Source organism: Pseudomonas sp. Sample_22 (genome assembly GCF_004307635.1).
In the GTDB taxonomy this organism is placed as follows: domain Bacteria; phylum Pseudomonadota; class Gammaproteobacteria; order Pseudomonadales; family Pseudomonadaceae; genus Aquipseudomonas.
On record NZ_RCNY01000082.1, the window covers coordinates 26,888 to 48,029 of the forward strand.

20 protein-coding genes are annotated in these 21,142 nt (G+C 59.7%); 6 read left to right on the forward strand and 14 right to left on the reverse strand.

The window, feature by feature from the left end; all coding sequences use genetic code 11:
• Positions 1 to 51: 51 nt before the first annotated feature.
• Positions 52 to 1,065, reverse strand: a complete 1,014-nt coding sequence (locus D8U73_RS21815; protein ID WP_130905773.1) for a zinc-binding alcohol dehydrogenase family protein — start codon at positions 1,063 to 1,065, stop codon at positions 52 to 54.
• A gap of 32 nt (positions 1,066 to 1,097) precedes the next feature.
• Positions 1,098 to 1,391, reverse strand: coding sequence for a putative quinol monooxygenase (locus D8U73_RS21820; RefSeq protein ID WP_056852513.1), 294 nt, complete (start codon positions 1,389 to 1,391; stop codon positions 1,098 to 1,100).
• 115 nt (positions 1,392 to 1,506) lie between these two features.
• Here D8U73_RS21820 and D8U73_RS21825 point away from each other — a divergent pair, with 115 nt between their 5' ends.
• Both D8U73_RS21825 and D8U73_RS21830 read left to right on the forward strand, forming a co-directional pair.
• The gene (locus tag D8U73_RS21825; protein WP_130905774.1) at positions 1,507 to 2,436 is read left to right on the forward strand and encodes a LysR family transcriptional regulator; all 930 of its coding nucleotides are present in this window, start codon (positions 1,507 to 1,509) and stop codon (positions 2,434 to 2,436) included.
• A 314-nt stretch (positions 2,437 to 2,750) separates the two neighbouring features.
• Positions 2,751 to 3,485 (forward strand): helix-turn-helix transcriptional regulator, encoded by a 735-nt coding sequence (locus D8U73_RS21830; RefSeq protein WP_056852515.1) that lies wholly within the window; start codon positions 2,751 to 2,753, stop codon positions 3,483 to 3,485.
• 61 nt (positions 3,486 to 3,546) lie between these two features.
• Here D8U73_RS21830 and D8U73_RS21835 read toward each other — a convergent pair whose 3' ends face one another.
• The 3 genes from D8U73_RS21835 to D8U73_RS21845 form a co-directional block, all read right to left on the reverse strand.
• The gene (locus D8U73_RS21835) at positions 3,547 to 4,500 is read right to left on the reverse strand and encodes an adenosine deaminase (protein WP_130905775.1); all 954 of its coding nucleotides are present in this window, start codon (positions 4,498 to 4,500) and stop codon (positions 3,547 to 3,549) included.
• Positions 4,501 to 4,583: 83 nt separating this feature from the next.
• The gene (locus D8U73_RS21840) at positions 4,584 to 5,549 is read right to left on the reverse strand and encodes a 2-oxoglutarate and iron-dependent oxygenase domain-containing protein (protein WP_130905776.1); all 966 of its coding nucleotides are present in this window, start codon (positions 5,547 to 5,549) and stop codon (positions 4,584 to 4,586) included.
• Positions 5,550 to 5,742: 193 nt separating this feature from the next.
• On the reverse strand, positions 5,743 to 6,825 hold the full coding sequence (locus D8U73_RS21845) for a BMP family ABC transporter substrate-binding protein (RefSeq protein WP_130905777.1): 1,083 nt from the start codon (positions 6,823 to 6,825) through the stop codon (positions 5,743 to 5,745).
• Between the two features lie 283 nt (positions 6,826 to 7,108).
• Between D8U73_RS21845 and D8U73_RS21850 the strand changes: the two genes are divergently transcribed.
• Positions 7,109 to 8,200, forward strand: coding sequence for a calcium:proton antiporter (locus D8U73_RS21850; RefSeq protein WP_130905778.1), 1,092 nt, complete (start codon positions 7,109 to 7,111; stop codon positions 8,198 to 8,200).
• Between the two features lie 118 nt (positions 8,201 to 8,318).
• On the opposite strand, the gene D8U73_RS21860 is transcribed toward D8U73_RS21850, so the two are convergent.
• From D8U73_RS21860 to D8U73_RS21870, 3 genes are all read right to left on the reverse strand, one after another.
• On the reverse strand, positions 8,319 to 9,677 hold the full coding sequence (locus tag D8U73_RS21860; protein ID WP_130905779.1) for an 8-oxoguanine deaminase: 1,359 nt from the start codon (positions 9,675 to 9,677) through the stop codon (positions 8,319 to 8,321).
• 189 nt (positions 9,678 to 9,866) lie between these two features.
• Complete coding sequence (locus D8U73_RS21865; RefSeq protein WP_130905780.1) at positions 9,867 to 10,556, reverse strand: SDR family oxidoreductase; 690 nt, start codon at positions 10,554 to 10,556, stop codon at positions 9,867 to 9,869.
• A gap of 19 nt (positions 10,557 to 10,575) precedes the next feature.
• Entirely contained in the window at positions 10,576 to 10,932 is a 357-nt protein-coding gene (locus tag D8U73_RS21870) for a MerR family transcriptional regulator (RefSeq protein WP_056852522.1), read from the reverse strand.
• 82 nt (positions 10,933 to 11,014) lie between these two features.
• Between D8U73_RS21870 and D8U73_RS21875 the strand changes: the two genes are divergently transcribed.
• Complete coding sequence (locus tag D8U73_RS21875) at positions 11,015 to 11,464, forward strand: hypothetical protein (protein WP_130905781.1); 450 nt, start codon at positions 11,015 to 11,017, stop codon at positions 11,462 to 11,464.
• 71 nt (positions 11,465 to 11,535) lie between these two features.
• On the opposite strand, the gene D8U73_RS21880 is transcribed toward D8U73_RS21875, so the two are convergent.
• The 6 genes from D8U73_RS21880 to D8U73_RS21905 all read right to left on the reverse strand — a co-directional run bounded on the left by D8U73_RS21880 (position 11,536) and on the right by D8U73_RS21905 (position 17,953).
• Positions 11,536 to 12,462, reverse strand: a complete 927-nt coding sequence (locus tag D8U73_RS21880) for an ABC transporter permease (protein ID WP_056852524.1) — start codon at positions 12,460 to 12,462, stop codon at positions 11,536 to 11,538.
• Positions 12,462 to 13,568: an ABC transporter permease gene (locus D8U73_RS21885; RefSeq protein ID WP_056852525.1), complete on the reverse strand. Its 1,107-nt coding sequence runs from the start codon at positions 13,566 to 13,568 to the stop codon at positions 12,462 to 12,464. Before D8U73_RS21885 ends, D8U73_RS21880 begins: the two co-directional genes overlap by 1 nt.
• An 11-nt stretch (positions 13,569 to 13,579) precedes the next feature.
• Entirely contained in the window at positions 13,580 to 15,145 is a 1,566-nt protein-coding gene (locus D8U73_RS21890) for an ABC transporter ATP-binding protein (protein WP_130905782.1), read from the reverse strand.
• Between the two features lie 557 nt (positions 15,146 to 15,702).
• Positions 15,703 to 16,284, reverse strand: a complete 582-nt coding sequence (locus D8U73_RS21895) for a YigZ family protein (protein ID WP_056852527.1) — start codon at positions 16,282 to 16,284, stop codon at positions 15,703 to 15,705.
• Positions 16,285 to 16,291: 7 nt separating this feature from the next.
• Positions 16,292 to 16,942 (reverse strand): TetR/AcrR family transcriptional regulator, encoded by a 651-nt coding sequence (locus tag D8U73_RS21900; RefSeq protein WP_056852528.1) that lies wholly within the window; start codon positions 16,940 to 16,942, stop codon positions 16,292 to 16,294.
• 90 nt (positions 16,943 to 17,032) lie between these two features.
• Positions 17,033 to 17,953, reverse strand: a complete 921-nt coding sequence (locus D8U73_RS21905) for a LysR family transcriptional regulator (RefSeq protein ID WP_130905783.1) — start codon at positions 17,951 to 17,953, stop codon at positions 17,033 to 17,035.
• Positions 17,954 to 18,079: 126 nt separating this feature from the next.
• Here D8U73_RS21905 and D8U73_RS21910 point away from each other — a divergent pair, with 126 nt between their 5' ends.
• Both D8U73_RS21910 and D8U73_RS21915 read left to right on the forward strand, forming a co-directional pair.
• Positions 18,080 to 19,429 (forward strand): aspartate aminotransferase family protein, encoded by a 1,350-nt coding sequence (locus D8U73_RS21910; RefSeq protein WP_075947886.1) that lies wholly within the window; start codon positions 18,080 to 18,082, stop codon positions 19,427 to 19,429.
• A 74-nt stretch (positions 19,430 to 19,503) separates the two neighbouring features.
• Positions 19,504 to 20,997: a CoA-acylating methylmalonate-semialdehyde dehydrogenase gene (locus D8U73_RS21915; RefSeq protein WP_130905784.1), complete on the forward strand. Its 1,494-nt coding sequence runs from the start codon at positions 19,504 to 19,506 to the stop codon at positions 20,995 to 20,997.
• Positions 20,998 to 21,142: the final 145 nt, after the last annotated feature.

Here is a 21,142-nt window from a genome sequence, read left to right on the forward strand (position 1 = left end):
ACAAAACACATCGCAGGCTCTGGGGCGGCCTGCGATGTTTTTTACCGGTGGTTAAAATCCTTCCAGCACAATCTTGCCCTTGGATTTGCCGCTTTCCAGCAAGGTATGTGCACGGCGCAGATTCGCCGCACTGATGGTGCCGAAATGTTCGCCTACCGTGGTTTTCAATGTGCCTGCATCGATCAACTGCGCCACGCGGTTGAGCAGATGGTGCTGCTCGATCATGTCCGCTGTTTCAAACAGTGAGCGGGTGTACATGAATTCCCAGTGCAGCGACAGGCTCTTGCGCTTGAGCTTGGTTACGTCAAGGGTTTTCGGATCGTCGATCAGCGCCAGTTTGCCTTGCGGTGCCAACGCCTCGACCAATTGATCCAGATGATGATCGGTCTGGGTCAGACTGGCAACGTGAGTGACCTCGTTGATGCCTGCGCGCTTGAGTGCTTCGCTCAGTGGCTGGCTGTGATCGATCACGTGATGGGCGCCCAGTTCTTTCACCCAGCTTTGTGTCTGTGGACGTGAGGCGGTGCCGATGACGCTCAGCCCGGTAAGCTGCCTGGCCAGTTGCGTGAGAATCGAGCCCACTCCACCGGCCGCGCCGACGATCAGCAGGCTTTGGTTTTCGTCTGTATTACCTTCGGGTACTTGCAGGCGTTCGAAGAGCAACTCCCAGGCGGTAATCGCGGTTAACGGCAGGGCGGCGGCTTCGGCGAAACCCAGGGTTTTCGGCATATGGCCGACGATCCGCTCATCCACCACGTGCAGTTCGCTATTGGCACCGGAGCGGGCGATGGAGCCGGCGTAGAACACCTTGTCGCCGGCCTTGAACAACGTCACTTCGCTGCCGACCGCTTTGACCACACCGGCCACGTCCCAGCCCAGCACTTTGGCTGCGCCGCCTTCAGGCTGGACGTTCTGGCGGACCTTGGTATCCACCGGATTGACCGAAATCGCTTTGACCTCCACCAACAGATCACGCGGCCCGGCGACCGGCTCAGGCAGTTCGATGTCCTGCAGGGATTTTTCGTCGCTGATTGGCAGGGACGCGTAATAGGCAATGGCTTTCATGTGTGGCTCCGCAACATTAAGAGAACAAGCTATCAGGCGATCGAGCGCAGGCGCGTGAGTTCGAAGTGTTCGAGAAAATCAGGGGCCTTGGCGCGAAAGTTCTGGATGTGCGCACTGTCGTCATGGGCTTGCAGGGCTTCGTCGCTGCTCCACTTCTCGATCATGTAGAAGGCAAGGGGATTGGCCAGGTCCTGATGCAGGTCATATTGCCCGCAACCGGCTTCGGCTCGGGTCGGTTCCACCAGCGCCCGCAGGTGTTGCTCGAGGGCATCCTGTTGGCCGGGCTTGGCGATGAGGGTGGCGATAGCGGTAAAGGGCTGGGACATCTGCGACTCCGGAGCGGGTGATTTCGATGGGCAGATGATTGGCTATTTCTCCTGAAGATAAAAGCCGTTAAAAGAGCAGTCTCTTTCAATATTTTTTTGATAATTGGGTGTTGGGATGCTGCGTTTCGATGACTTGCAGTTGTTTGTTCGGGCTGCGGACCTGGGCAGTTTGTCGGCAGCTGCACGGGGTATGGACATGTCGGCAGCGGTGGCCAGCGCAGCGTTGAAACGCATCGAACAGCAACTCGGTGCCCGCTTGCTCGCCCGTTCGACCCGCAGCCTGCGTTTGACCGCTGAGGGTGAGGGCTTTCTTGAATACGCCCGGGCAGCCTTGAGCAACCTCGATGAAGGCCGGCGTTTGCTGGCCAGTGGTCAGGATCAGGTCAGTGGCGTGTTGCAGCTGTCGGCGCCGTCAGACTTCGGTCGCAACCTGCTGTTGCCGTGGCTGGACGAGTTTCAGCGCGAGCACCCGAAACTCACCGTGCGTTTGCTGTTAGGCGATCGCATCGCCGATCTGTTCCGGCAACCGGTGGACATAGCCTTGCGTTACGGCGAGCCAGAAGACTCCAGCCTGGTGGCGCTGCCTATCGCCCCGCAAAACCGCCGCGTGTTATGTGCGGCGCCGGGTTATCTGGCCCGGCATGGCGAACCGCGGCAACTGGAGCAGTTGGCGCAACACAATTGCCTGCTGTTCATGCTTGGCAGCCGCGTTCACGATCATTGGAGCTTTCACGATGGCAAGCGGGAGATCGGTTTGACCGTCAGCGGCGACCGTTTCAGCGACGACGCCGATGTCGTGCGGCTGTGGGCGGTGGCGGGGGCTGGCATCGCCTACAAGTCTTGGCTGGATGTCGCCTGGGATGTGCTTGCCGGTCGTTTGAAAATACTGATGCCTGAGCTGGTTTGTGAGCGCGCACCGCTGAATCTGTTGTGCGCCCATCGCGCACAATTGAGTAAGCCAGTGAACCTGTTGCGGGAAATGCTTGCCAGTCGATGCGCAAAATTGAGCAGTCATTTTCCGGGGTTGGCGGGTATCGATGATTAGTCGCAGTTAAAAAGCGAAATTTCCCTCAGGAACTATCACCACCAACGGTTTGCGGAGGGCAGGAACCGGCCGTCAACCCGCCTATACTAGCGCTCGCCCGAAGTACCCACCGTCGATCGCGATGGCGAAGCCCCGCTGGCGTCGGCCTGGTCACGCGTCCCAATGCCTGCCCTCTGTAACAGATACCCGGTGATGGCTTGGGTGAGCAAAGACTTTGCCCGGGCTATGGCGGTTTCTGCGTCTTGGCCGACGACACATTACTGGTCAAGATGTCTCTGAGCAGTAGACGAAACGATTCAACAGGGAGTGAATACATGGAACATGCACCTTGCATCAGCCAGATAGCCACCTTGCTGGCTGACCCAAAGCGCAGCGCAATGATGTGGGCCTTGATGGATGGCTCGGCGCGTCAAACCGAAGAGCTGGCCTTGTTGGCCGGCCTTTCTCCTTCTTCGGCCAGTGCACACCTGGGGCGTTTATCCGCCGGGGGACTATTGAAAGTCGAGACCCGAGGGCGCAAGCGGTTTTTCCGTCTGTCAGCCCCTGAAGTCGGTGCCGCGATCGAAGCACTGGCCAGCGCAACACTGGCCAGCGCGCCGCAGGACATTCCGGACATTTTCAAACGCTCCGCTCCCCTGGCCAAGCCGCAGGCTCTGCGCTCATCGATGTTGCGCGCGCGACTGTGCGGCGACCATCTGGGCGGAACCCTGGCGGCTGATCTTTATCAGCGTTTGCTGGATGCGGGGTGGATCGAGCAGTTTGATCATCGAGTGACGATCACCCTCAAGGGCTCCAACGAGTTGGCGACACGCGGTGTATATATTCAGGCGCTTGCCCATCGTCAGGGCAAGGCGGCATGTGCTTGCCCGGACTGGAGCGAGAGACGTCCACACATGGGCGGGTCATTGGGCGCTGCGTTGTTGCAGTTGTTCATGCAGTCGGGCTGGTTGAACCTGCCCAATGATTCGCGTGCCTTGCAGGTCACCGCCGCCGGGCAACGTGAAATCCAACGCTTCGTCGAGCAAACCGAGCTGGAAATGGCTTTTTAACGGCCTGAGATCAAACCTGTGGAAGCTGGGTAGCCAGCTCCCACAGAGGCTGTTTTATCCGTCAGGGTTTTACCAATCGCGCATCCAGGCTGTTCTGCGCCAGGCGCTTGGCCTGGTCTTGAGTCATGCCCAAATGCGTGTGCAGCGCATGGAAGTTCTCGGTGACATAACCGCCAAAGTACGCCGGGTCATCGGAGTTCACGGTCACTTTCACGCCGCGTTCGAGCATGTCGAGAATGTTGTGCTGCGACATGTGATCGAACACGCAGAGCTTGGTATTGGACAGCGGGCACACGGTCAGCGGAATCTGCTCGTCGATGATCCGCTGCATCAGGCGCTCGTCTTCGATGGCGCGCACGCCATGGTCGATACGCTGGATTTTCAACAGGTCGAGAGCTTCCCAAATGTACTCGGGCGGGCCTTCTTCACCGGCGTGGGCGACGGTCAGGAAGCCTTCGTCACGGGCTCGGTCGAACACGCGCTGGAACTTGCTCGGCGGGTGGCCCATCTCGGAACTGTCCAGGCCCACGGCGACGAACGCATCGCGGAACGGCAGCGCCTGGTCGAGGGTTTTCTGCGCTTGTTCTTCGCTCAGATGGCGCAGGAAACTCAGGATCAAACCACTGGTGATACCCAGTTGCTGCTCGCCATCCTTGAGTGCGGCGGCGATGCCGTTGAGCACCACTTCAAACGGGATGCCGCGGTCGGTGTGGGTCTGCGGGTCGAAGAACGGTTCGGTGTGAATCACATTCTGTTCTTTGCAGCGCAGCAGGTAAGCCCAGGTCAGGTCGTAGAAATCCTGCGACGTGCGCAACACATCGGCACCCCGGTAATACAGGTCGAGGAATTCTTGCAGGTTGTTGAAGGCGTAGGCCTTGCGCAAGGTTTCGACATCGCTCCACGGCAGGGCGATCTTGTTGCGGTCAGCCAGGGCGAACAGCAATTCGGGCTCGAGCGAACCCTCCAGGTGCAAGTGCAGTTCTGCCTTGGGCAGTGCGTTCAGCCAGTCGTACATAATTCTTTTCTCATCAGGTGCAGATGGCGGACATTCTACAGGTGCTGGCGCGAACAATTGGCAAAACCTGACCAGCCGGTTCACTACACGGCTTCTTGCTCCCGTCGATAAGCATAGGTATCGGCGAAGCGCGAGAGCAGAAATTGCGCGCACGTGGTGGCCGGGTATTTCGCCGGATGCAATTCGTCCTGACACCCCGGCAGGCATTCGATGCGGGTGTCCGGGTGCGGTTCGGCGAAGAATGGCATCGAGTAGCGGTCCACGCCGAGGGGGCTGATCACCCGGTGCGGCGTCGACAGGTAACGGTCGTTGCTCCAGCGCGCCATCATGTCGCCGAGGTTGACCACGAACGTGCCTTCGATCGGTGGCGCATCGATCCACTCACCTTTGACATTGCGCACTTGCAAGCCGCCGGCAGCATCCTGGTAGAGCAGGGTGATACAACCGTAGTCGGTATGGGCCCCGGCACCTTGTTGTTCTGCGCAGCTGGCGGTATGGCGCGGCGGGTAGTGAATCAGGCGCAACACGCTGACCGGCTCGCTGAAGCGCGTATCGAAAAAATCCCGTTCAATGCCCAGTGCCAAAGTCATTGCCCGCAAGAGGGTCTGCGCCAAGGCCTGCATGTCGACGTAATGCTGCTCCATCAACGTTGCCCAACCGGGCAGTGACGGGTGACGGTTGGGGCCGCGCAAGGGTTTTTCCGCCAGCACGTCTGGATGGTCGGCGGGCAGATGCAGGCCCATGTCGAAAGTCTCTTTCAGATCGCTGGGTTTGCCCGGGTCGAGTTGTTCGGTGGCGATGGCGCCGTAACCACGATGGTGGCGGGTCTGGGTAATGTCGATCTTGAGCTTTTCGGCGGTGGGCTGGGCGAAGAAACGTTTGGCACTGTCGAGCAGCGCGTCGATGCGTTCGGCGCTGATCGGGTGACCCTTGATGTAGAAAAAGCCCCACTCGCGGCAGGCGTGGTCGATTTCAGTGGCGACGGATTGCCAGGCGGTTTGGTCGTCACTGTACAGCGGGGCGATGTCGATGATCGGAAGACTGTTCATGCACAATCCTTGAAAACGTTAAGATGTGATCATTCCCACGCTTCGCGTGGGAATGCCTCAACGGACGCTCTGCGTTCGGCCTTTTGGGACGCGGAGCGTCCCGGGCTGCATTTCCACGCAGAGCGTGGGAATGATCAGATGTTCCGTCATCGCCTGCAGGCTGGCTCCCACAGGGTTTGTGTGGGGGGCAAATTTACTTCGGCATCTCGGCCTTCATGCCTTCCACGTAATAATTCATCGACGCGAGCTGCGCATTGGTCGCGCTCACACCGGCAGGAATTTTCTCGGCCCCGGCCTGATCCTTGATCGGGCCGGTGAACGGATGCATTGCACCGCTCTTGATGTCGGCGATGATCTGCTCGGCTTCTGATTTCACTGCGGCCGGTACCAGGTCGCTGATGGGCAGCTCAACCGTTCCTTCCTTCAAACCGCCCCAATAGTCCTGGGACTTCCATGTGTGGTCGATCACGCTTTGGGTTGCCTGAATGTAGTGCGGTGCCCAGTCGTTGACGATGGAAGTCAGCACGGCTTTCGGCCCGAAGTGCGCCATGTCCGAAGCGTAGCCCACGGCATATACGCCGCGGCGTTCGGCCGCCTGGATCGGTGCCGGGCTGTCGGTGTGCTGGAAGACCACGTCCACGCCCTGGTCGATCAGCGCGTTGGCGGCGTCCGCTTCTTTACCCGGATCGAACCACGAGTTGACCCACACCACTTTGATCTCGGTGCCGGGGTTGTATTTGTTCAAGGCCAGCTGAATGGCGTTGATGTCGCGGATCACTTCCGGGATCGGGAACGAAGCGACGTAGCCGATTTTCTTGCTCTTGGTCATTTTCGCTGCGAGGAATCCACCGACGTAGCGCCCCTCATAGGTGCGTGCCAGGTAAGTGCCCAGATTCTTGTCCTGTTTGTAGCCGGTGGCGTGTTCGAAGATCTCGTTGGGAAACTGCTTGGCGACTTTCAACGTCGGATTCATGTAGCCGAAGGACGTGGTGAAGATCAGGTCGTATTTATCCTTGGCCATGTTGCGGATCACCCGCTCGGCGTCAGCGCCTTCAGCGACGTTTTCCACGTAGTTAGTGGTGATCCGGTCGCCGAACTTTTCCGCCAGTGCCTTGCGCCCCTGTTCATGCTGATACGTCCAGCCGTGGTCACCGATCGGACCGATATAGACGAAGCCGACTTTCAGCGGATCGGCAGCACTGACGGTCAGGCTGGCGCTCAGGCCGATGGCCGCGGTGATGGCGCAAAGCAGCTTCTGCAACGGACGTTTGTGCATGAATCCAACTCCATTTTGTTTTGAGGTTGGCAGGGGCAATGCAAATTGCTGACCAACAAGACAACAAACGGTGAAACCGCGTAACGGCCATCGCTTGCAGGCAAGCTCCCACAGGAGAACGCATTCCAATGTGGGAGCCAGCCTGCTGGCGATGGGGCCCGCAAGACCGATAAAAGTGCGCAGCCTGGCACGGCTGCCATTCACTGGTGCGCTAAGGTTTAACGAAACGTTAGCGCCGCACCGCAGTCAGTGGCTTATCGCACCCCACGGCAAAAGGCCCGCCATGCTCACGATTTTCAAGCAAGAAAGCTTTCTGCTACTGGCCTTGATCGCCGCCATCGTTGCGTTCCCGCTGGAACACTGGCTGCTGCACAGCGGCCAGATGGTCGCGCTGATCGGCGGGCTGGTACTGATTGCCTTCATCGTCGCCGCGTCCATGCGCGTTGCCCATCAGGCCGAATTGCTCGCGGAAAAAGTCGGCGATCCCTACGGCACCATGATCCTGACCTTGGCCGCCGTGCTGGTGGAAGTGGTGATCCTGGCGATCATGATGCGTAACGAAGCCTCGGCGACCCTGGTGCGCGACACGATTTACTCGGCGGTGATGCTCGACATCAACGGCATCCTCGGCCTGGCGGCGTTGATGGGTGGGCTCAAGCACGGCGAACAGTCGTACAACGATGATTCTGCGCGCAGCTACAGCGTGATGATCCTCACCGCCATGGGCGTTTCCATGGTGGTGCCGGAGTTCATTCCCGAAGCCAACTGGAAGCTTTATTCGGCGTTCACCATTGGTGCGATGGTGGTGCTTTACACATTGTTCCTGCGCATGCAGGTCGGGCCGCACAGTTATTTTTTCAGTTACAGCTACCCGGACAAGCGCCGCAAGAAAACGCCCATGGACGAGGAACCGACGCCGGTCAACCTGACGCTGTCGATCGGCCTGCTGGTGTTGGGTGTTGTAGTGATTGGCGCGTTGGCCGAGGTGATGTCCAAGACCCTCGACCTGGGCCTGGAAGGAACGGGCGCGCCGCCGGTGGTCACGGCAATTCTGGTGGCGGCGATCTCGGCGGCGCCGGAGATTCTGACCGCATTACGCGCGGCATTGGCCAACCGTATGCAGTCGGTGGTGAACATTGCCATGGGGGCGTCGTTGTCGACGGTGATCCTGACGGTGCCGGTGATGGAGGCCATGGCGCTTTACACCGGCCAACCCTTCCAGATGGCCATGACCCCGGTGCAGACCGTGATGATCTTCCTCACGCTGATCGTCAGCGCGATCAACCTCAACGATGGTGAAACCAATGCCATCGAAGGCATGACTCACTTTGTGCTGTTCGCGACTTTCATCATGTTGTCGTTGCTGGGCCTTTGAACCGCCAGAGAAACCTGTGGGAGCGGGCTCGCCCGCGATGAGGCCGTCACATTCAACATCTCTGTTGGCTGACAGTCTGCTATCGCTGGCAAGCCAGCTCCCACAAGGATCGTGGCGATCAGGTGCCGGCAATCAACTGCCGAGCCGCCTGGCTGTGATCGGCGATCAGACCTTTGAGATCCAGCCCCTCGACCTGTCCATCGATCACTCGCCACTTGCCGCCGACCATCACCCGATCCGCACGGTCCGCGCCGCACAGCAGCAACGCTGACACCGGGTCATGGCTGCCGGAGAACCGCAGCTCATCAAGCTTGAACAGCGCCAGGTCGGCTTGCTTGCCCACCGCGAGTTCGCCGATATCGGTACGCCCCAGCAGACTGGCCGAACCTTTGGTTGCCCAACCCAGCACACGTTCCGGCGTGATCTTTTCAGCGCCGTAGCGCAAGCGTTGGATGTACAGCGCCTGACGCGCTTCGAGCATCATGTTCGAGGCGTCGTTGGACGCCGAACCGTCCACGCCCAAACCGAGCAGCGCGCCGGCGTCAGTCAGTTCGATGCTCGGGCAAATGCCGGAAGCCAGGCGCATGTTCGAACTCGGGCAATGGCAAATACCGGTGCGGGCGGCGCCGAGGCGGGCGATTTCGTCCGGGTTGAAATGAATGCCGTGTGCCAGCCACGTGCGCGGGCCGAGCCAGCCGACGCTGTCCAGATAATCCACGGTGCGCAGGCCGAAACGTTGCAGGCAGAAGTCTTCTTCGTCGAGGGTTTCGGCCAGGTGCGTGTGCAGGCGAACGTCGAGTTTGTTCGCCAGTTCGGCGCTGGCGGACATGATTTCGGGGGTTACCGAAAACGGCGAGCACGGCGCCAGGGCGATCTGGATTTGCGCACCGTCGCCTCGTTCGTGGTACTCGGCGATCAGGCGTTGGCTGTCATCGAGGATCACCTGGCCTTCCTGAACAGTCTGCTGCGGCGGCAGCCCGCCGTCCTTTTCGCCGAGGCTCATGGAGCCGCGCGTCAGCATCGCCCGCATGCCCAGTTCGCGAACGCTTTCGACCTGTACGTCGATCGCGTTCTCCAGGCCTTCGGGGAACAGATAATGGTGATCGGCCGCGGTGGTGCAGCCGGACAACAGCAACTCAGCCAGCGCGACTTTGGTGGCGAGGGCGAGCTTTTCCGGGGTCAGCCGAGCCCATACCGGGTACAGGGTTTTCAGCCACGGGAACAACGGCTGGTTGACCACCGGCGCCCAGGCGCGGGTCAGGGTTTGATAGAAGTGGTGATGGGTGTTGATCAGGCCCGGCAGAATCACATGTTCGCGGGCATCGAACTCTGCATTGCATGGCGCCGATGGTTGTTGACCGAGGCCGAGCACTTCGACGATCACACCGTCTTGCAGCACAAGGCCGCCACGGGCATCGAGATCGTTGGAGGTGAAAATGGCGAGGGGATTTTTTAACCAGGTACGGGTCGCAGGCATGTTGGCCGGCTCCTCTGAAAGTTGGGTTCAGGGTTGCCAGCTCAGTGTTGCCCTGTCTGCTGATCCAGGGTCGCCGGGGAGGCGAGGTGCGAAGTTTCGATCAAATCGCCGCCATGGGCAAGCCCGGTCCGACCGAACAACCCATGCCCCTGTGTGAGCGAGCAAGCTCGCTCACACAGGGGCGGCGGATTACCAGGGAATGGTTTCACCCCGATAATTGACGAAGTGATGCCCGCCCTTGCCGACGTACGCGTTCACCTGATCGACCAGACCACGGGTGCTGGTTTCCACATCGATGTCCGCACCTTCACCGCCCATGTCGGTTTTCACCCAGCCCGGATGCATCGACAGCACCGTGAGTCTGGTTTCGCCCAATTGCGTGACGAAGCTGTTGGTCATGGAGTTCAGCGCGGCCTTGCTCGCCTTGTACAACGCCAGCTCCGGCGCGTCGGGCATGGTCACGCTGCCCAGCACCGAGCTCATGAACGCCAGGACGCCGGTGTCCGGGCGGATCTGCCCGACAAAACGCTGGGCCAGGTTGATCGGTGCCACGGCGTTGGTGAAAAACAACTGACCGACGTCGGCCAGCGTTGCACCACCATTCGGCGTCTGGACGTCCGGGCCCTTGACCCCGGCATTGACGAACAGCAGGTCGAACACCTCGCCCTTGAGCTGTTGGCTCAAGGCGAGCACCGCTTGCTGATCGTCCATGTCGAGTTTCTCGATCCGTACTTCGCCCAACGCCTTCAGCGCATCGGCATTCTGCGGGTTGCGCACGGTGGCGGTGACTTGCCAGCCATCGGCCAGAAGGGTCTTCACCAGGCCAAGACCCAAGCCGCGGGAGGCGCCGATGATGAGTGCGGTTTTTGCCGTAGACATGAGTGGCTTCCTTGTAGATTCAGAATCGTGGATTCAATGGACACTGTTGCCCGAGCCGTTGTTGCAACTCTTCGCGCAGGGCGCCGAGTTCGGCCATGCGGGTTTCGATCAGTTTGAGTTTGTCTTGCAGCAATTGCGTGACGGCGCTGTCGGGATCAGGCGACTGCGAGATGGCCGCGACGCTGTCACCGATCTCGCCGAGGGTAAAGCCCAGCCGTTGAGCGGTCTTGATGTACTGCACCAGTTGCACCATGTCGGGCGGATAGTCGCGATAGCCATTGGCGCTGCGTTGCGCCGCGATCAATCCGCGCTGCTCATAGAAGCGCAATGTGTCACGGCTGACGGCGCTGGCCTGGGCTAATTCACCGATGCGCATTTTCTCGACTCATGGAGGGCTTGACCCTGGAGCATACTCCAGGCTTTAGCCTTGTTGCTCCTGAATTGATGGAGCAATGTCGATGTGGACTTCAACGCAATACCGTCGCTTGGTGCAAGGCAGTGCCTGGTATGACCTGATCGTCACGGCGGCGTTTGTCACGCCCTGGAGTTTCGCCCTGTTGCATGGGCTTCTGACGGGGGTGAGCCAGGCCCTGAATTTGCCCGGTGAGCTGCCACCGTTCGAACCGGTACACCTGTTGATGGCGAATTTGTTGGGCTCGATTGTCTGCGTGTGGTCGGTGTTGCGGATTCGTGATCCGCAGCAGGTTTATGGACGCTATGACGCGGTGGCGCGGTTTTTGTTCGCCGCGTGGCTGGCATATGCCCTGGCCCACGGCGCCAGTTTGTTGGTAGTGGGTTTCCTGGTCCTCGAACTGGCGTGGGGCATTGCTCAAGTGTTGCCTGTCAGGGCCTCATCGCGGGCAAGTCGAATCGTCGCACCGCCGCTCCCACCAGGCGCTCGGGTTTAAGCGAGGTCTGTGTCACATCATAAAAAGCTGTGGGAGCTGGCTTGCCAGCGATGAGGCCGGTGCAGTCGTCATCAATGTCCGGCCTGCCACGGCTGCCCCAGCGATACCGGCGCATACAACCGCGTGCGCAATGCATCGCGCGACAGCAACACCAGCACCACAATAGTCGCGACATACGGCAGCATCGCCAACAGACTCGACGCAATCGCCAGCCCCAAGCCCTGTGCCACCAGGTGCAGGATGCTGGCGAGGCCGAACAGATACGCACCGAGCAGCAGGCGCCACACCCGCCAACTGGCAAACACCACCAGCGCCAGCGCTATCCAGCCGCGTCCGGCGCTCATGTTCTCCGCCCACATTGGGGTATAGGCGAGGGACAAATAAGCCCCGGCCAACCCGGCCATGGCACCACCGAACAACACCGCCAGCGTGCGTACGCGCAACACCGGCAACCCCATGGCGCTCGCTGCATCGGGGTTTTCCCCGACGGCCTGAATGATCAGCCCGGTGCGGCTTTTCAGTACCACCCAGGCCACCAGCGCGAATAACGCGAATGACAGATACACCAGCAGATCCTGGGCAAACAGCATCCGCCCGATCAGCGGAATGTCGCTCAAGTACGGGATCGCCAGCGGCTCGAATCCTGTCAACGGTTTGCCCACCCACGCCGCGCCGACAAAGGTTGAAAGCCCCACGCCGAAAATCGTCAGGGCCAATCCGGTCGCGACTTGATTGGCGTTGAACATCAGTGCCACCAGTGCAAACAGGGACGCCAACAACATCCCGGCCAGCATCGCCAGCAACACCCCCAGCCACAGGTTGCCGCTGTTGAAGGCGACGATGAACCCGATCACCGCACCGAACAGCATCATGCCTTCCTGGCCCAGGTTGAGTACGCCGCTTTTTTCGCAAACCAGTTCGCCCAGCGCCACCAGCAACAACGGCGTACCGCAGCGCACCATGGCGTAGAAAATATTGCTCAGCAGATCGATATCCATCAAAGCGCTCCTGCGTGTACGGCGGTGGCGGGTGCGCGGCGTGCCCAGCGCAGGTTCAATCGCGGTCGATAAAGAATCAGCACATCACAGGCCAGCAGGAAAAACAGCATCATTCCCTGGAACAGCTGAGTGATGGCCTGTGGCAAATTCATGCTCATTTGCGCGCCCTCGCCACCGATGTACAGCAGCGCCATCAACAGGCTGGAAAGCAGAATTCCGACGGGGTTGAGCCGCCCAAGAAACGCCACGGTGATCGCCGCGTAGCCGTACCCCGGAGACACCTGCGGTACCAACTGGCCAATGGGGCCAGTGACTTCGCAAACCCCCGCCAGCCCCGCCAGGCCACCGCTGATCAGCAGCGCCAGCCAGATCAGGCGTTTCTCGCGAAAGCCGACGAACCCGGCCGCGCGCTTGTCCAGCCCGAGCACTTTGATCTGGAAACCGACAAAACTTTTCTGCAACAACACCCACACCGTTACCAAGGCGAGCAGGGCGAAATACACCCCGGCGTGCAACCGGCCATCCTCCGTCAGCAGCGGCAACCGGCTGGCGTCACCGAACATCGCCGATTGCGGAAAGTTGAAGCCTTCGGGGTCTTTCAGCGGACCGTGGACGCAATACAACAACAGGTTCAGGGCAATGTAGTTGAGCATGATGCTGGTGAGGATTTCATTGGCGTTGAAGCGGGTTCGCAACCACGCGGTCAGGCCGGCCCATGCCGCGCCGGCCAGAACTCCGGCCAGCAGGATCAGAACCAGTGCCCAGCGGCTTTGCATATCAATGATGTTTACCGCCAGCGCACTGCCAGCCAATGCGCCAAGCAACAGTTGACCTTCGGCACCGATGTTCCAGATTCGCGCCCGGTACGCGACCGCCAGGCCCAGTGCGCACAGCAGAATGGGCAAGGCCTTGACCAGCAACTCACAGACGCCATACAAGTCACTGACCGGCGCGATCAGCAGGGTATGCAAGGTCAGCCAGGGGGCATGTCCCAATGCCAGGAACAGCAATGAGCCACAGCCCAGCGTGAGGACCGCCGCCAGCAATGGCGAACACCACAACATCACCTGTGATTGCTGGCCCCGGGGTTCAAGAGAAAGCAGCATGTGACTCTCCGTTAAAGTGTGGCGGCCACCGAGGATTGAGGGGTATCAAACTGGCCGGCCATCCAGCCACCGACATCGGTCAGGCGGGTATCGACGGTGGCTTTGAGTGGCGACATTCGTCCGCTGCACAAGGCGCCAAGGCGGTCGCTGATCTGGAACAGTTCGTCGAGATCTTCAGATATCACCAGGATCGCCGCACCTGCATCGCGCAAGGCAATCAGCGCGCGATGGATCGTCGCGGCGGCCCCGACGTCAACGCCCCAGGTCGGGTGCGCGGCGACCAATAGCCTGGGCTGCTGGAGGATTTCCCGGCCGAGAATGAATTTCTGCAAGTTGCCACCGGACAGGCTGCGGGCCGGTGTTTGCGCGTCAGGAGTCTTGACTGCGAAACGCTCGATGATGGTGTTGGCCAATGCCTGGACTTTGCCGCGCTGGATCAGTCCGTTATTCACCAGACCTTGCTGGAAAGCGGTGAGCAGGGCGTTTTCCTCCAGGTTCATTTCCGGTACGGCGCCATGCCCCAGGCGCTCGGCAGGCACAAATGCCAGCCCGCGCTGGCGGCGTGCGTCGGGGCGCAAATGTGCCACCGGTTCGAGGCCGAAACTGATCTTGGCGCTGTCGACTCGGGGCAATCGTTCTTCACCGCTGAGCAGGGCCAGCAACTCGTCCTGGCCATTGCCGGCGACCCCGGCGATGCCAACGATTTCACCGCTGCGCACTTCAAGGTCGATGCCCTTGAGCGAACAGCCGAACGGATCCGGGTTGTGCCAGGACAAGCCCTGCACATTCAGCCAGACATCCTGTCCCGTCGCTTTTGCATAGTCAGTGATCAACGCCGCCGCTTCGCCGACCATCAATTGCGCCAGTTGCTGATCCGAACACTCGGCCGGCACACAGTGCCCGGCTACCCGACCAGCCCGCAGCACAGTCGCGCTATGGCACAACGCGCGGACTTCAGCGAGTTTGTGGCTGATGAACAAAATGCTGCAGCCCTCTGCAGCGAGCCTGCGCAAGGTGACGAACAGCTCATCGGCCTCTTGCGGGGTCAGCACCGACGTCGGCTCATCAAGAATCAGCAGGCGGATGTCCTGCATCAGGCAACGAACGATCTCCACCCGTTGCCGTTCGCCGATCGACAGGCTGTGGACAAGTCGCTCCGGCTCCAGGGCCATGCCATAGCGCTGCGACACTTCACGAATCTTCGGTTCCAGCTGTCTTGGCGTTACAGCCGCCGCACCCATGGCCAAGGCGATGTTTTGCGCCACGCTAAGCGTTTCGAACAGCGAGAAATGCTGGAACACCATGCCGATTCCCAGGCCACGAGCCTGGGCGGGATTGCGCATGCTCACCCGCTGCCCTTGCCATATCACCTCGCCCGAATCGGCATGGATAACCCCGTAGATGATCTTCATCAGCGTGCTTTTACCCGCGCCGTTCTCCCCCAGCAGGGCGTGTATTTCACCGGGTGCAATGCTCAGGTCGATAGCGTCGTTGGCCAGGCAGCCGGGGTAGCGCTTGCTGATTCTGCGCAATTGCAGGCGAGGGGTTGCATCGACAATGGGCGCGGCGTGGGTCATGACAGGCTCGGTTCGATTGAAGTTATGCCTGTGGATAAAGCAATTTTCTGGCCAGTAGGTCAGGAAATCATCCGAGCCGTTTGAACCGGAGCGTTGAGTCCGGCACTTCGCTGGGCGGGATGTAAACCGCGGCACCATCTGAGGGCAAAGCCGTTGATCTGGCTCCGGTTTTGCGCGTGCGTTTTTGGTCAAAAAATGAGCAGTGCGCTGCAAGCCATGCCGGATATGGGGCCGCGTCAGCCATGAACGGGTTATCCACAGATTGCTCCACAGTATTTGTGCGCAAGCTTAAAACTTGGGCATAAGCGCTGTGTGGCTTTCTTCTAAAGGTGATAAACCGATCTAACTAATTGTTTTTACTTTGGTTTTAACGTTTTGACAGTGAATTGGATGAAAAATGAGCAAAGCCCGCAAAGCCGCATGACAGAAGGGTTACAGCAGTATGTGCTCAGGTTATCCACAGTCGGGTGCACAGTAGATGTGGGCAAATATGGAATAGGGGATAAAACCCTGTGCCCCAAAAGATCGCAGGGGAAAACTGCGATCTTTTGACTCAGTCAGCGCTGCAAGAGAATGCGCCCACGGCTCAAATCGGCGAGTTGAGTTTGCAAGGTGGCGATCTGCTCGGCCCCCACAGCCAATTGCAGTTCTACGCCATTGGCCGTGAAGTCCTCTTGCACCACCAGCCCGCCGTTTTCCACGACGCGCAACTTCACCAGCACGAGTTCGCCAAACGCACAGGCACACCGCAGCGGCACACGGCTGATCAGTTCTACCTTCGGCGCCGCTTGCAGACATTTGTTGGCGCCACCGCCATAAGCCCGGGCCAATCCGCCGGTGCCCAGTTGAATGCCGCCGTACCAACGAATCACCAGCACCGCGACCTGATCGCAATCCTGCGCTTCGATCGCCGCCAGGATGGGTCGTCCCGCAGTGCCGCCGGGCTCTCCATCATCGGTGCTGCGGTATTGATCGCCGAGCTTCCACGCCCAGCAATTGTGCGTGGCATTCAGGTCGCTGTGCTGTTCGATGAACGCCTGGGCCTCGGCAGGGCTGCTGATCGGCGCGGCGTAGGTGATGAAGCGGCTTTTGCGAATCTCTTCGCGGTATTCGCAAAAGTCGCTGAGGGTAAAAGGCATAGTCGTCTTAGAGAGTTGGCGTCAGGCCGCAGCCTTTGAGAATGATGCGAATCAGGTTGTTGCCGGCGTCTTCCATGTCCTGCCTGGTCAATTTGGTACGACCGCTGACTCGGCAGATCTGCGTGGCGAAGTCAGCGTAATGCTGAGTGCTGCCCCACAACAGGAATATCAGATGCACCGGGTCGACCGGATCCATTTTGCCAGCGTCGATCCACGCTTGAAACACGGCGGCACGGCCCTGGAACCAGGTGCGATAGTCCTGGTTGAAATACTCGGTCAGGCATTCGCCGCCGCTGATGACTTCCATGGCGAAGATTCGCGAGGCTTGCGGCTGGCGCCGGGAAAACTCCATCTTGGCGCGGATGTAACGCGTCAGCGCTTCGGCCGGATCATCGTCGGCGGTCAGGGTATTGAAGGTGCTGTCCCACAACTCGATGATGTTGCTCAGCACCGCCACATACAAACCCAGCTTATTGGTGAAGTAGTAATGCAGATTGGCTTTGGGCAAGCCTGCATTCAAGGCGATGGTGTTCATGCTGGTGCCTTTGAACCCGTGACGGGCGAACTCGTCTTCGGCGGCTTTGATGATGGTCTCTTCGTTTTTCTGACGAATGCGGCTGGCGGGTTTTCCGCCGTGGGCTGGGACTTCAAAGGTCATGGGCACTTCCGATCAGGTGGGTGGGTGCGGGCATTGCGTTGATAGCGCACCCACAGGCTCCAGACAAGTCCTTATGCGGCGCAACGATCATTAACGCGTCGCCGCCAGACTCTCCAGAAAACTCTCCAGCACCAAATGTGGGCGACGCCCCTTGCGCGTGACCGAGGCGAGACTCAAATCGTAGAAGCGCGTTTTTGATTTCAGCGCGCGCAATCGACCCTGTTGCACCCAGAGACTCGCGTAATGGTCGGGCAGGTAGCCGATATAACGGCCGGTCAGAATCAGGAACGCCATACCTTCGCGGTCCGACGCGCTGGCGGTGCAATTGAGTGCCTGGTAATGGGCCTGGATCTCCGCCGGCAGGCGGAAAGTCGGGGCGATGGCGTCCTGACTGTTGAGGCGCACATCGTCCAGTTGCTTGTCGTCGACATAAAACAGCGGGTGGCCGACCGCGCAATACAGCAGCGAGCGCTCGCTATATAGCGGTTGATATTCCAGCCCCGACAGGGCACTGGCCTGCGGCACCACGCCGACATGCAGGCGACCGTCGAGCACACCTTGCTCCACTTCATTGGGCGCGATCATGCGAATCTGGATTTGAACGTCCGGGCCACGTTCCTTTAATTGCGCGAGGGCGTGGGTGATGCGCATGTGGGGCAGGGTGACCAGGTTGTCAGTCAGACCAATGGTCAACTCGCCGCGTAAATGCTGATGCAGACCATTGACCTCGGTGCGGAAACTTTCCAGTGCGCTCAGCAACTGCAGCGCTGATTGATAAACCTCCCGGCCTTCTTCGGTCAGGGAAAAACCGGCACGCCCGCGTTGGCAAAGACGCAAACCCAAGCGCTGCTCCAGGTCGCTCATCTGCTGGCTGATGGCCGAGCGACCGATGCCGAGCACTGTTTCCGCCGCAGAGAAGCCGCCGCATTCGACGACGCTGCGAAAGATCCGCAACAAGCGAATATCAAAGTCGCTGACTTGCGCCAGTGGATCGGGACGGCGGCTGGACATAGTTTAGTGATGACCTGACTAAAGGTTAGAAAAGTTGGATTTCACCGACTTTATCCCCGTGGCAATTTAGCTGCAAGAACGGTTTTTATATCCCTATGTCGCTTATCGCCTTGCGAGGTTTCGCTCATGAACTTGCCTGAAAACGCTCCGACATCCCTGGCCAGCCAGCTCAAACTGGATGCTCACTGGATGCCGTACACGGCCAACCGCAACTTCCAGCGCGACCCGCGCCTGATTGTCGGTGCAGAAGGCAGCTGGCTGATCGACGACAAGGGCCGCAAGGTTTATGACTCGCTGTCCGGTCTGTGGACGTGCGGCGCCGGGCACACCCGCAAGGAAATCCAAGAGGCGGTGGCCAAGCAACTGGGCACCCTCGATTACTCGCCAGGCTTCCAGTACGGCCATCCGCTCTCCTTCCAATTGGCAGAGAAAATCACCGACCTGACACCGGGCAACCTGAACCACGTGTTCTTCACAGACTCGGGTTCGGAGTGTGCTGACACGGCCGTGAAGATGGTCCGCGCTTACTGGCGCCTGAAAGGCCAATCGACCAAAACCAAGATGATCGGTCGTGCCCGCGGTTACCACGGTGTGAACATTGCCGGCACCAGTCTCGGCGGTGTGAACGGTAACCGTAAGTTGTTCGGTCAGGCGATGATGGACGTCGATCACCTGCCGCACACGCTGTTGGCCAGCAACGCTTACTCCCGTGGCATGCCGGAGCAGGGCGGTATCGCACTGGCTGACGAACTGTTGAAGCTGATCGAACTGCACGACGCTTCGAACATCGCCGCCGTATTCGTCGAACCAATGGCCGGCTCCGCCGGTGTCCTGGTTCCGCCTCAGGGTTATCTCAAGCGCCTGCGCGAAATCTGCGATCAGCACAACATCCTGCTGGTCTTCGACGAAGTGATCACCGGTTTCGGGCGTACCGGCACCATGTTCGGCGCCACCACTTTCGGCGTCACCCCGGACTTGATGTGCATCGCCAAGCAAGTCACCAACGGTGCTATCCCGATGGGCGCGGTGATCGCCAGCTCCGAGATCTACCAGACCTTCATGAACCAGGCGACGCCTGAGTACGCGGTGGAATTCCCGCACGGCTACACCTATTCCGCGCACCCGGTGGCATGCGCCGCGGGCCTGGCAGCGCTCGACCTGCTGCAAAAGGAAAACCTGGTACAGAGCGTGGCTGAAGTCGCACCGCATTTCGAAAATGCACTGCATGGTCTGAAAGGTACCAAGAACATCATCGACATCCGTAACTTCGGCCTCGCCGGTGCGATCCAGATCGCCCCGCGTGATGGCGACGCCATCGTTCGTCCGTTCGAAGCCGGCATGGCACTGTGGAAAGCCGGGTTCTACGTGCGCTTCGGTGGCGACACCCTGCAGTTCGGCCCAACCTTCAACAGCAAACCACAAGACCTTGATCGCCTGTTCGATGCGGTCGGCGAAGTGCTGAGCAAGATCGACTGATTTCTCCTTCTATATAGCTATAAACAACGGGCGTTCGGAAACGGGCGCCTGTGGACAACTTTTCAGGAGCTTCCATGAGCGTTATTCCGCATTTGATCAATGGCGAACTGGTGACCGAGAACGGTCGCGCGGTCGATGTGTTCAACCCGTCTACCGGACAGGCTATTCACAAGCTGCCGCTGGCGACCCGCGAAACCATCCAGAGCGCCATCGACGCCGCCAAGGCTGCATTTCCGGGCTGGCGCAACACGCCTGCGGCCAAGCGGGCCCAGGTAATGTTCCGCTTCAAGCAACTGTTGGAACAGAACGAAGGCCGGATTTCGCAGTTGATCAGCGAAGAGCACGGCAAGACCCTGGAAGACGCTGCCGGTGAACTGAAGCGCGGCATCGAGAACGTCGAGTTCGCTTGCGCAGCGCCGGAAATTCTCAAAGGCGAATACAGCCGCAACGTTGGCCCGAACATCGATGCATGGTCGGACTTCCAGCCGCTGGGCGTGGTTGCGGGTATCACCCCGTTCAACTTCCCGGCCATGGTGCCGCTGTGGATGTACCCACTGGCGATCGTCTGCGGCAACTGCTTCATCCTCAAGCCTTCCGAGCGTGACCCGAGCTCGACACTGCTGATCGCACAATTGCTGCTGGAAGCCGGACTGCCGAAGGGCGTGCTGAGCGTGGTACACGGCGACAAGACAGCGGTGGACGCGCTGATCGAAGCGCCAGAAGTCAAAGCGTTGAGCTTCGTCGGTTCGACGCCGATTGCCGAATACATCTATGCCGAAGGCACCAAGCGCGGCAAACGCGTGCAAGCCCTGGGCGGCGCGAAGAACCATGCAGTGCTGATGCCGGATGCGGATCTGGACAACGCAGTAAGTGCATTGATGGGCGCAGCTTACGGTTCTTGCGGTGAGCGCTGCATGGCGATCTCGGTGGCCGTGTGCGTGGGTGATCAGGTTGCCGATGCTTTGGTGGCCAAACTCACTCCGCAGATCAAGGCATTGAAAATCGGTGCGGGCACTTCCTGCGGCCTGGACATGGGGCCTTTGGTTACCGGTCAGGCGCGCGACAAGGTCAGCGGTTATGTCGAAGATGGCGTAGCGGCTGGCGCTACGCTGGTCGTGGACGGTCGTGGTCTGACCGTGGCCGGTCATGAAGAAGGGTTCTTCCTGGGTGGCTGCCTGTTCGACAACGTCACACCAGAGATGCGCATCTATAAAGAAGAGATCTTCGGGCCGGTGCTGTGCATCGTTCGGGTCAACAGCCTGGAAGAAGCGATGCAGTTGATCAACGATCATGAATACGGCAATGGCACTTGCATCTTCACCCGTGACGGCGAAGCGGCGCGGTTGTTCTGCGACGAGATCGAAGTGGGCATGGTCGGTGTGAACGTTCCATTGCCGGTGCCAGTGGCTTACCACAGCTTCGGCGGCTGGAAGCGTTCGCTGTTCGGCGACCTGCATGCCTACGGCCCGGATGGCGTACGTTTCTACACTCGCCGCAAGGCAATCACTCAGCGTTGGCCTCAGCGTGCGAGCCATGAAGCATCGCAGTTCGCGTTCCCTAGTTTGTAAGTAGAAGGGCAAACAAAGAGGCCGACCCATTGGGTCGGCCTCTTTGTTTTCGGGCTTTTTTGACCTATATGACAGATTTGTGAAAATAGCGGTTGACGGCAGATCTCAGGTGTCTATAATTCGCCCCACTTCCGGCGCAGTCGAA

Coding starts and splice junctions, on each gene's coding strand:
- D8U73_RS21900 (WP_056852528.1), bottom strand. CDS start 16,942: ATGACCTTTGAAGTCCCAGCCCACGGCGGAAAACCCGCCAGCCGCATT.
- D8U73_RS21905 (WP_130905783.1), bottom strand. CDS start 17,953: ATGTCCAGCCGCCGTCCCGATCCACTGGCGCAAGTCAGCGACTTTGAT.
- D8U73_RS21875 (WP_130905781.1), top strand. CDS start 11,015: ATGTGGACTTCAACGCAATACCGTCGCTTGGTGCAAGGCAGTGCCTGG.
- D8U73_RS21825 (WP_130905774.1), top strand. CDS start 1,507: ATGCTGCGTTTCGATGACTTGCAGTTGTTTGTTCGGGCTGCGGACCTG.
- D8U73_RS21815 (WP_130905773.1), bottom strand. CDS start 1,065: ATGAAAGCCATTGCCTATTACGCGTCCCTGCCAATCAGCGACGAAAAA.
- D8U73_RS21840 (WP_130905776.1), bottom strand. CDS start 5,549: ATGAACAGTCTTCCGATCATCGACATCGCCCCGCTGTACAGTGACGAC.
- D8U73_RS21885 (WP_056852525.1), bottom strand. CDS start 13,568: ATGCTGCTTTCTCTTGAACCCCGGGGCCAGCAATCACAGGTGATGTTG.
- D8U73_RS21860 (WP_130905779.1), bottom strand. CDS start 9,677: ATGCCTGCGACCCGTACCTGGTTAAAAAATCCCCTCGCCATTTTCACC.
- D8U73_RS21850 (WP_130905778.1), top strand. CDS start 7,109: ATGCTCACGATTTTCAAGCAAGAAAGCTTTCTGCTACTGGCCTTGATC.
- D8U73_RS21835 (WP_130905775.1), bottom strand. CDS start 4,500: ATGTACGACTGGCTGAACGCACTGCCCAAGGCAGAACTGCACTTGCAC.
- D8U73_RS21830 (WP_056852515.1), top strand. CDS start 2,751: ATGGAACATGCACCTTGCATCAGCCAGATAGCCACCTTGCTGGCTGAC.
- D8U73_RS21890 (WP_130905782.1), bottom strand. CDS start 15,145: ATGACCCACGCCGCGCCCATTGTCGATGCAACCCCTCGCCTGCAATTG.
- D8U73_RS21865 (WP_130905780.1), bottom strand. CDS start 10,556: ATGTCTACGGCAAAAACCGCACTCATCATCGGCGCCTCCCGCGGCTTG.
- D8U73_RS21915 (WP_130905784.1), top strand. CDS start 19,504: ATGAGCGTTATTCCGCATTTGATCAATGGCGAACTGGTGACCGAGAAC.
- D8U73_RS21895 (WP_056852527.1), bottom strand. CDS start 16,284: ATGCCTTTTACCCTCAGCGACTTTTGCGAATACCGCGAAGAGATTCGC.
- D8U73_RS21845 (WP_130905777.1), bottom strand. CDS start 6,825: ATGCACAAACGTCCGTTGCAGAAGCTGCTTTGCGCCATCACCGCGGCC.
- D8U73_RS21820 (WP_056852513.1), bottom strand. CDS start 1,391: ATGTCCCAGCCCTTTACCGCTATCGCCACCCTCATCGCCAAGCCCGGC.
- D8U73_RS21880 (WP_056852524.1), bottom strand. CDS start 12,462: ATGGATATCGATCTGCTGAGCAATATTTTCTACGCCATGGTGCGCTGC.
- D8U73_RS21910 (WP_075947886.1), top strand. CDS start 18,080: ATGAACTTGCCTGAAAACGCTCCGACATCCCTGGCCAGCCAGCTCAAA.
- D8U73_RS21870 (WP_056852522.1), bottom strand. CDS start 10,932: ATGCGCATCGGTGAATTAGCCCAGGCCAGCGCCGTCAGCCGTGACACA.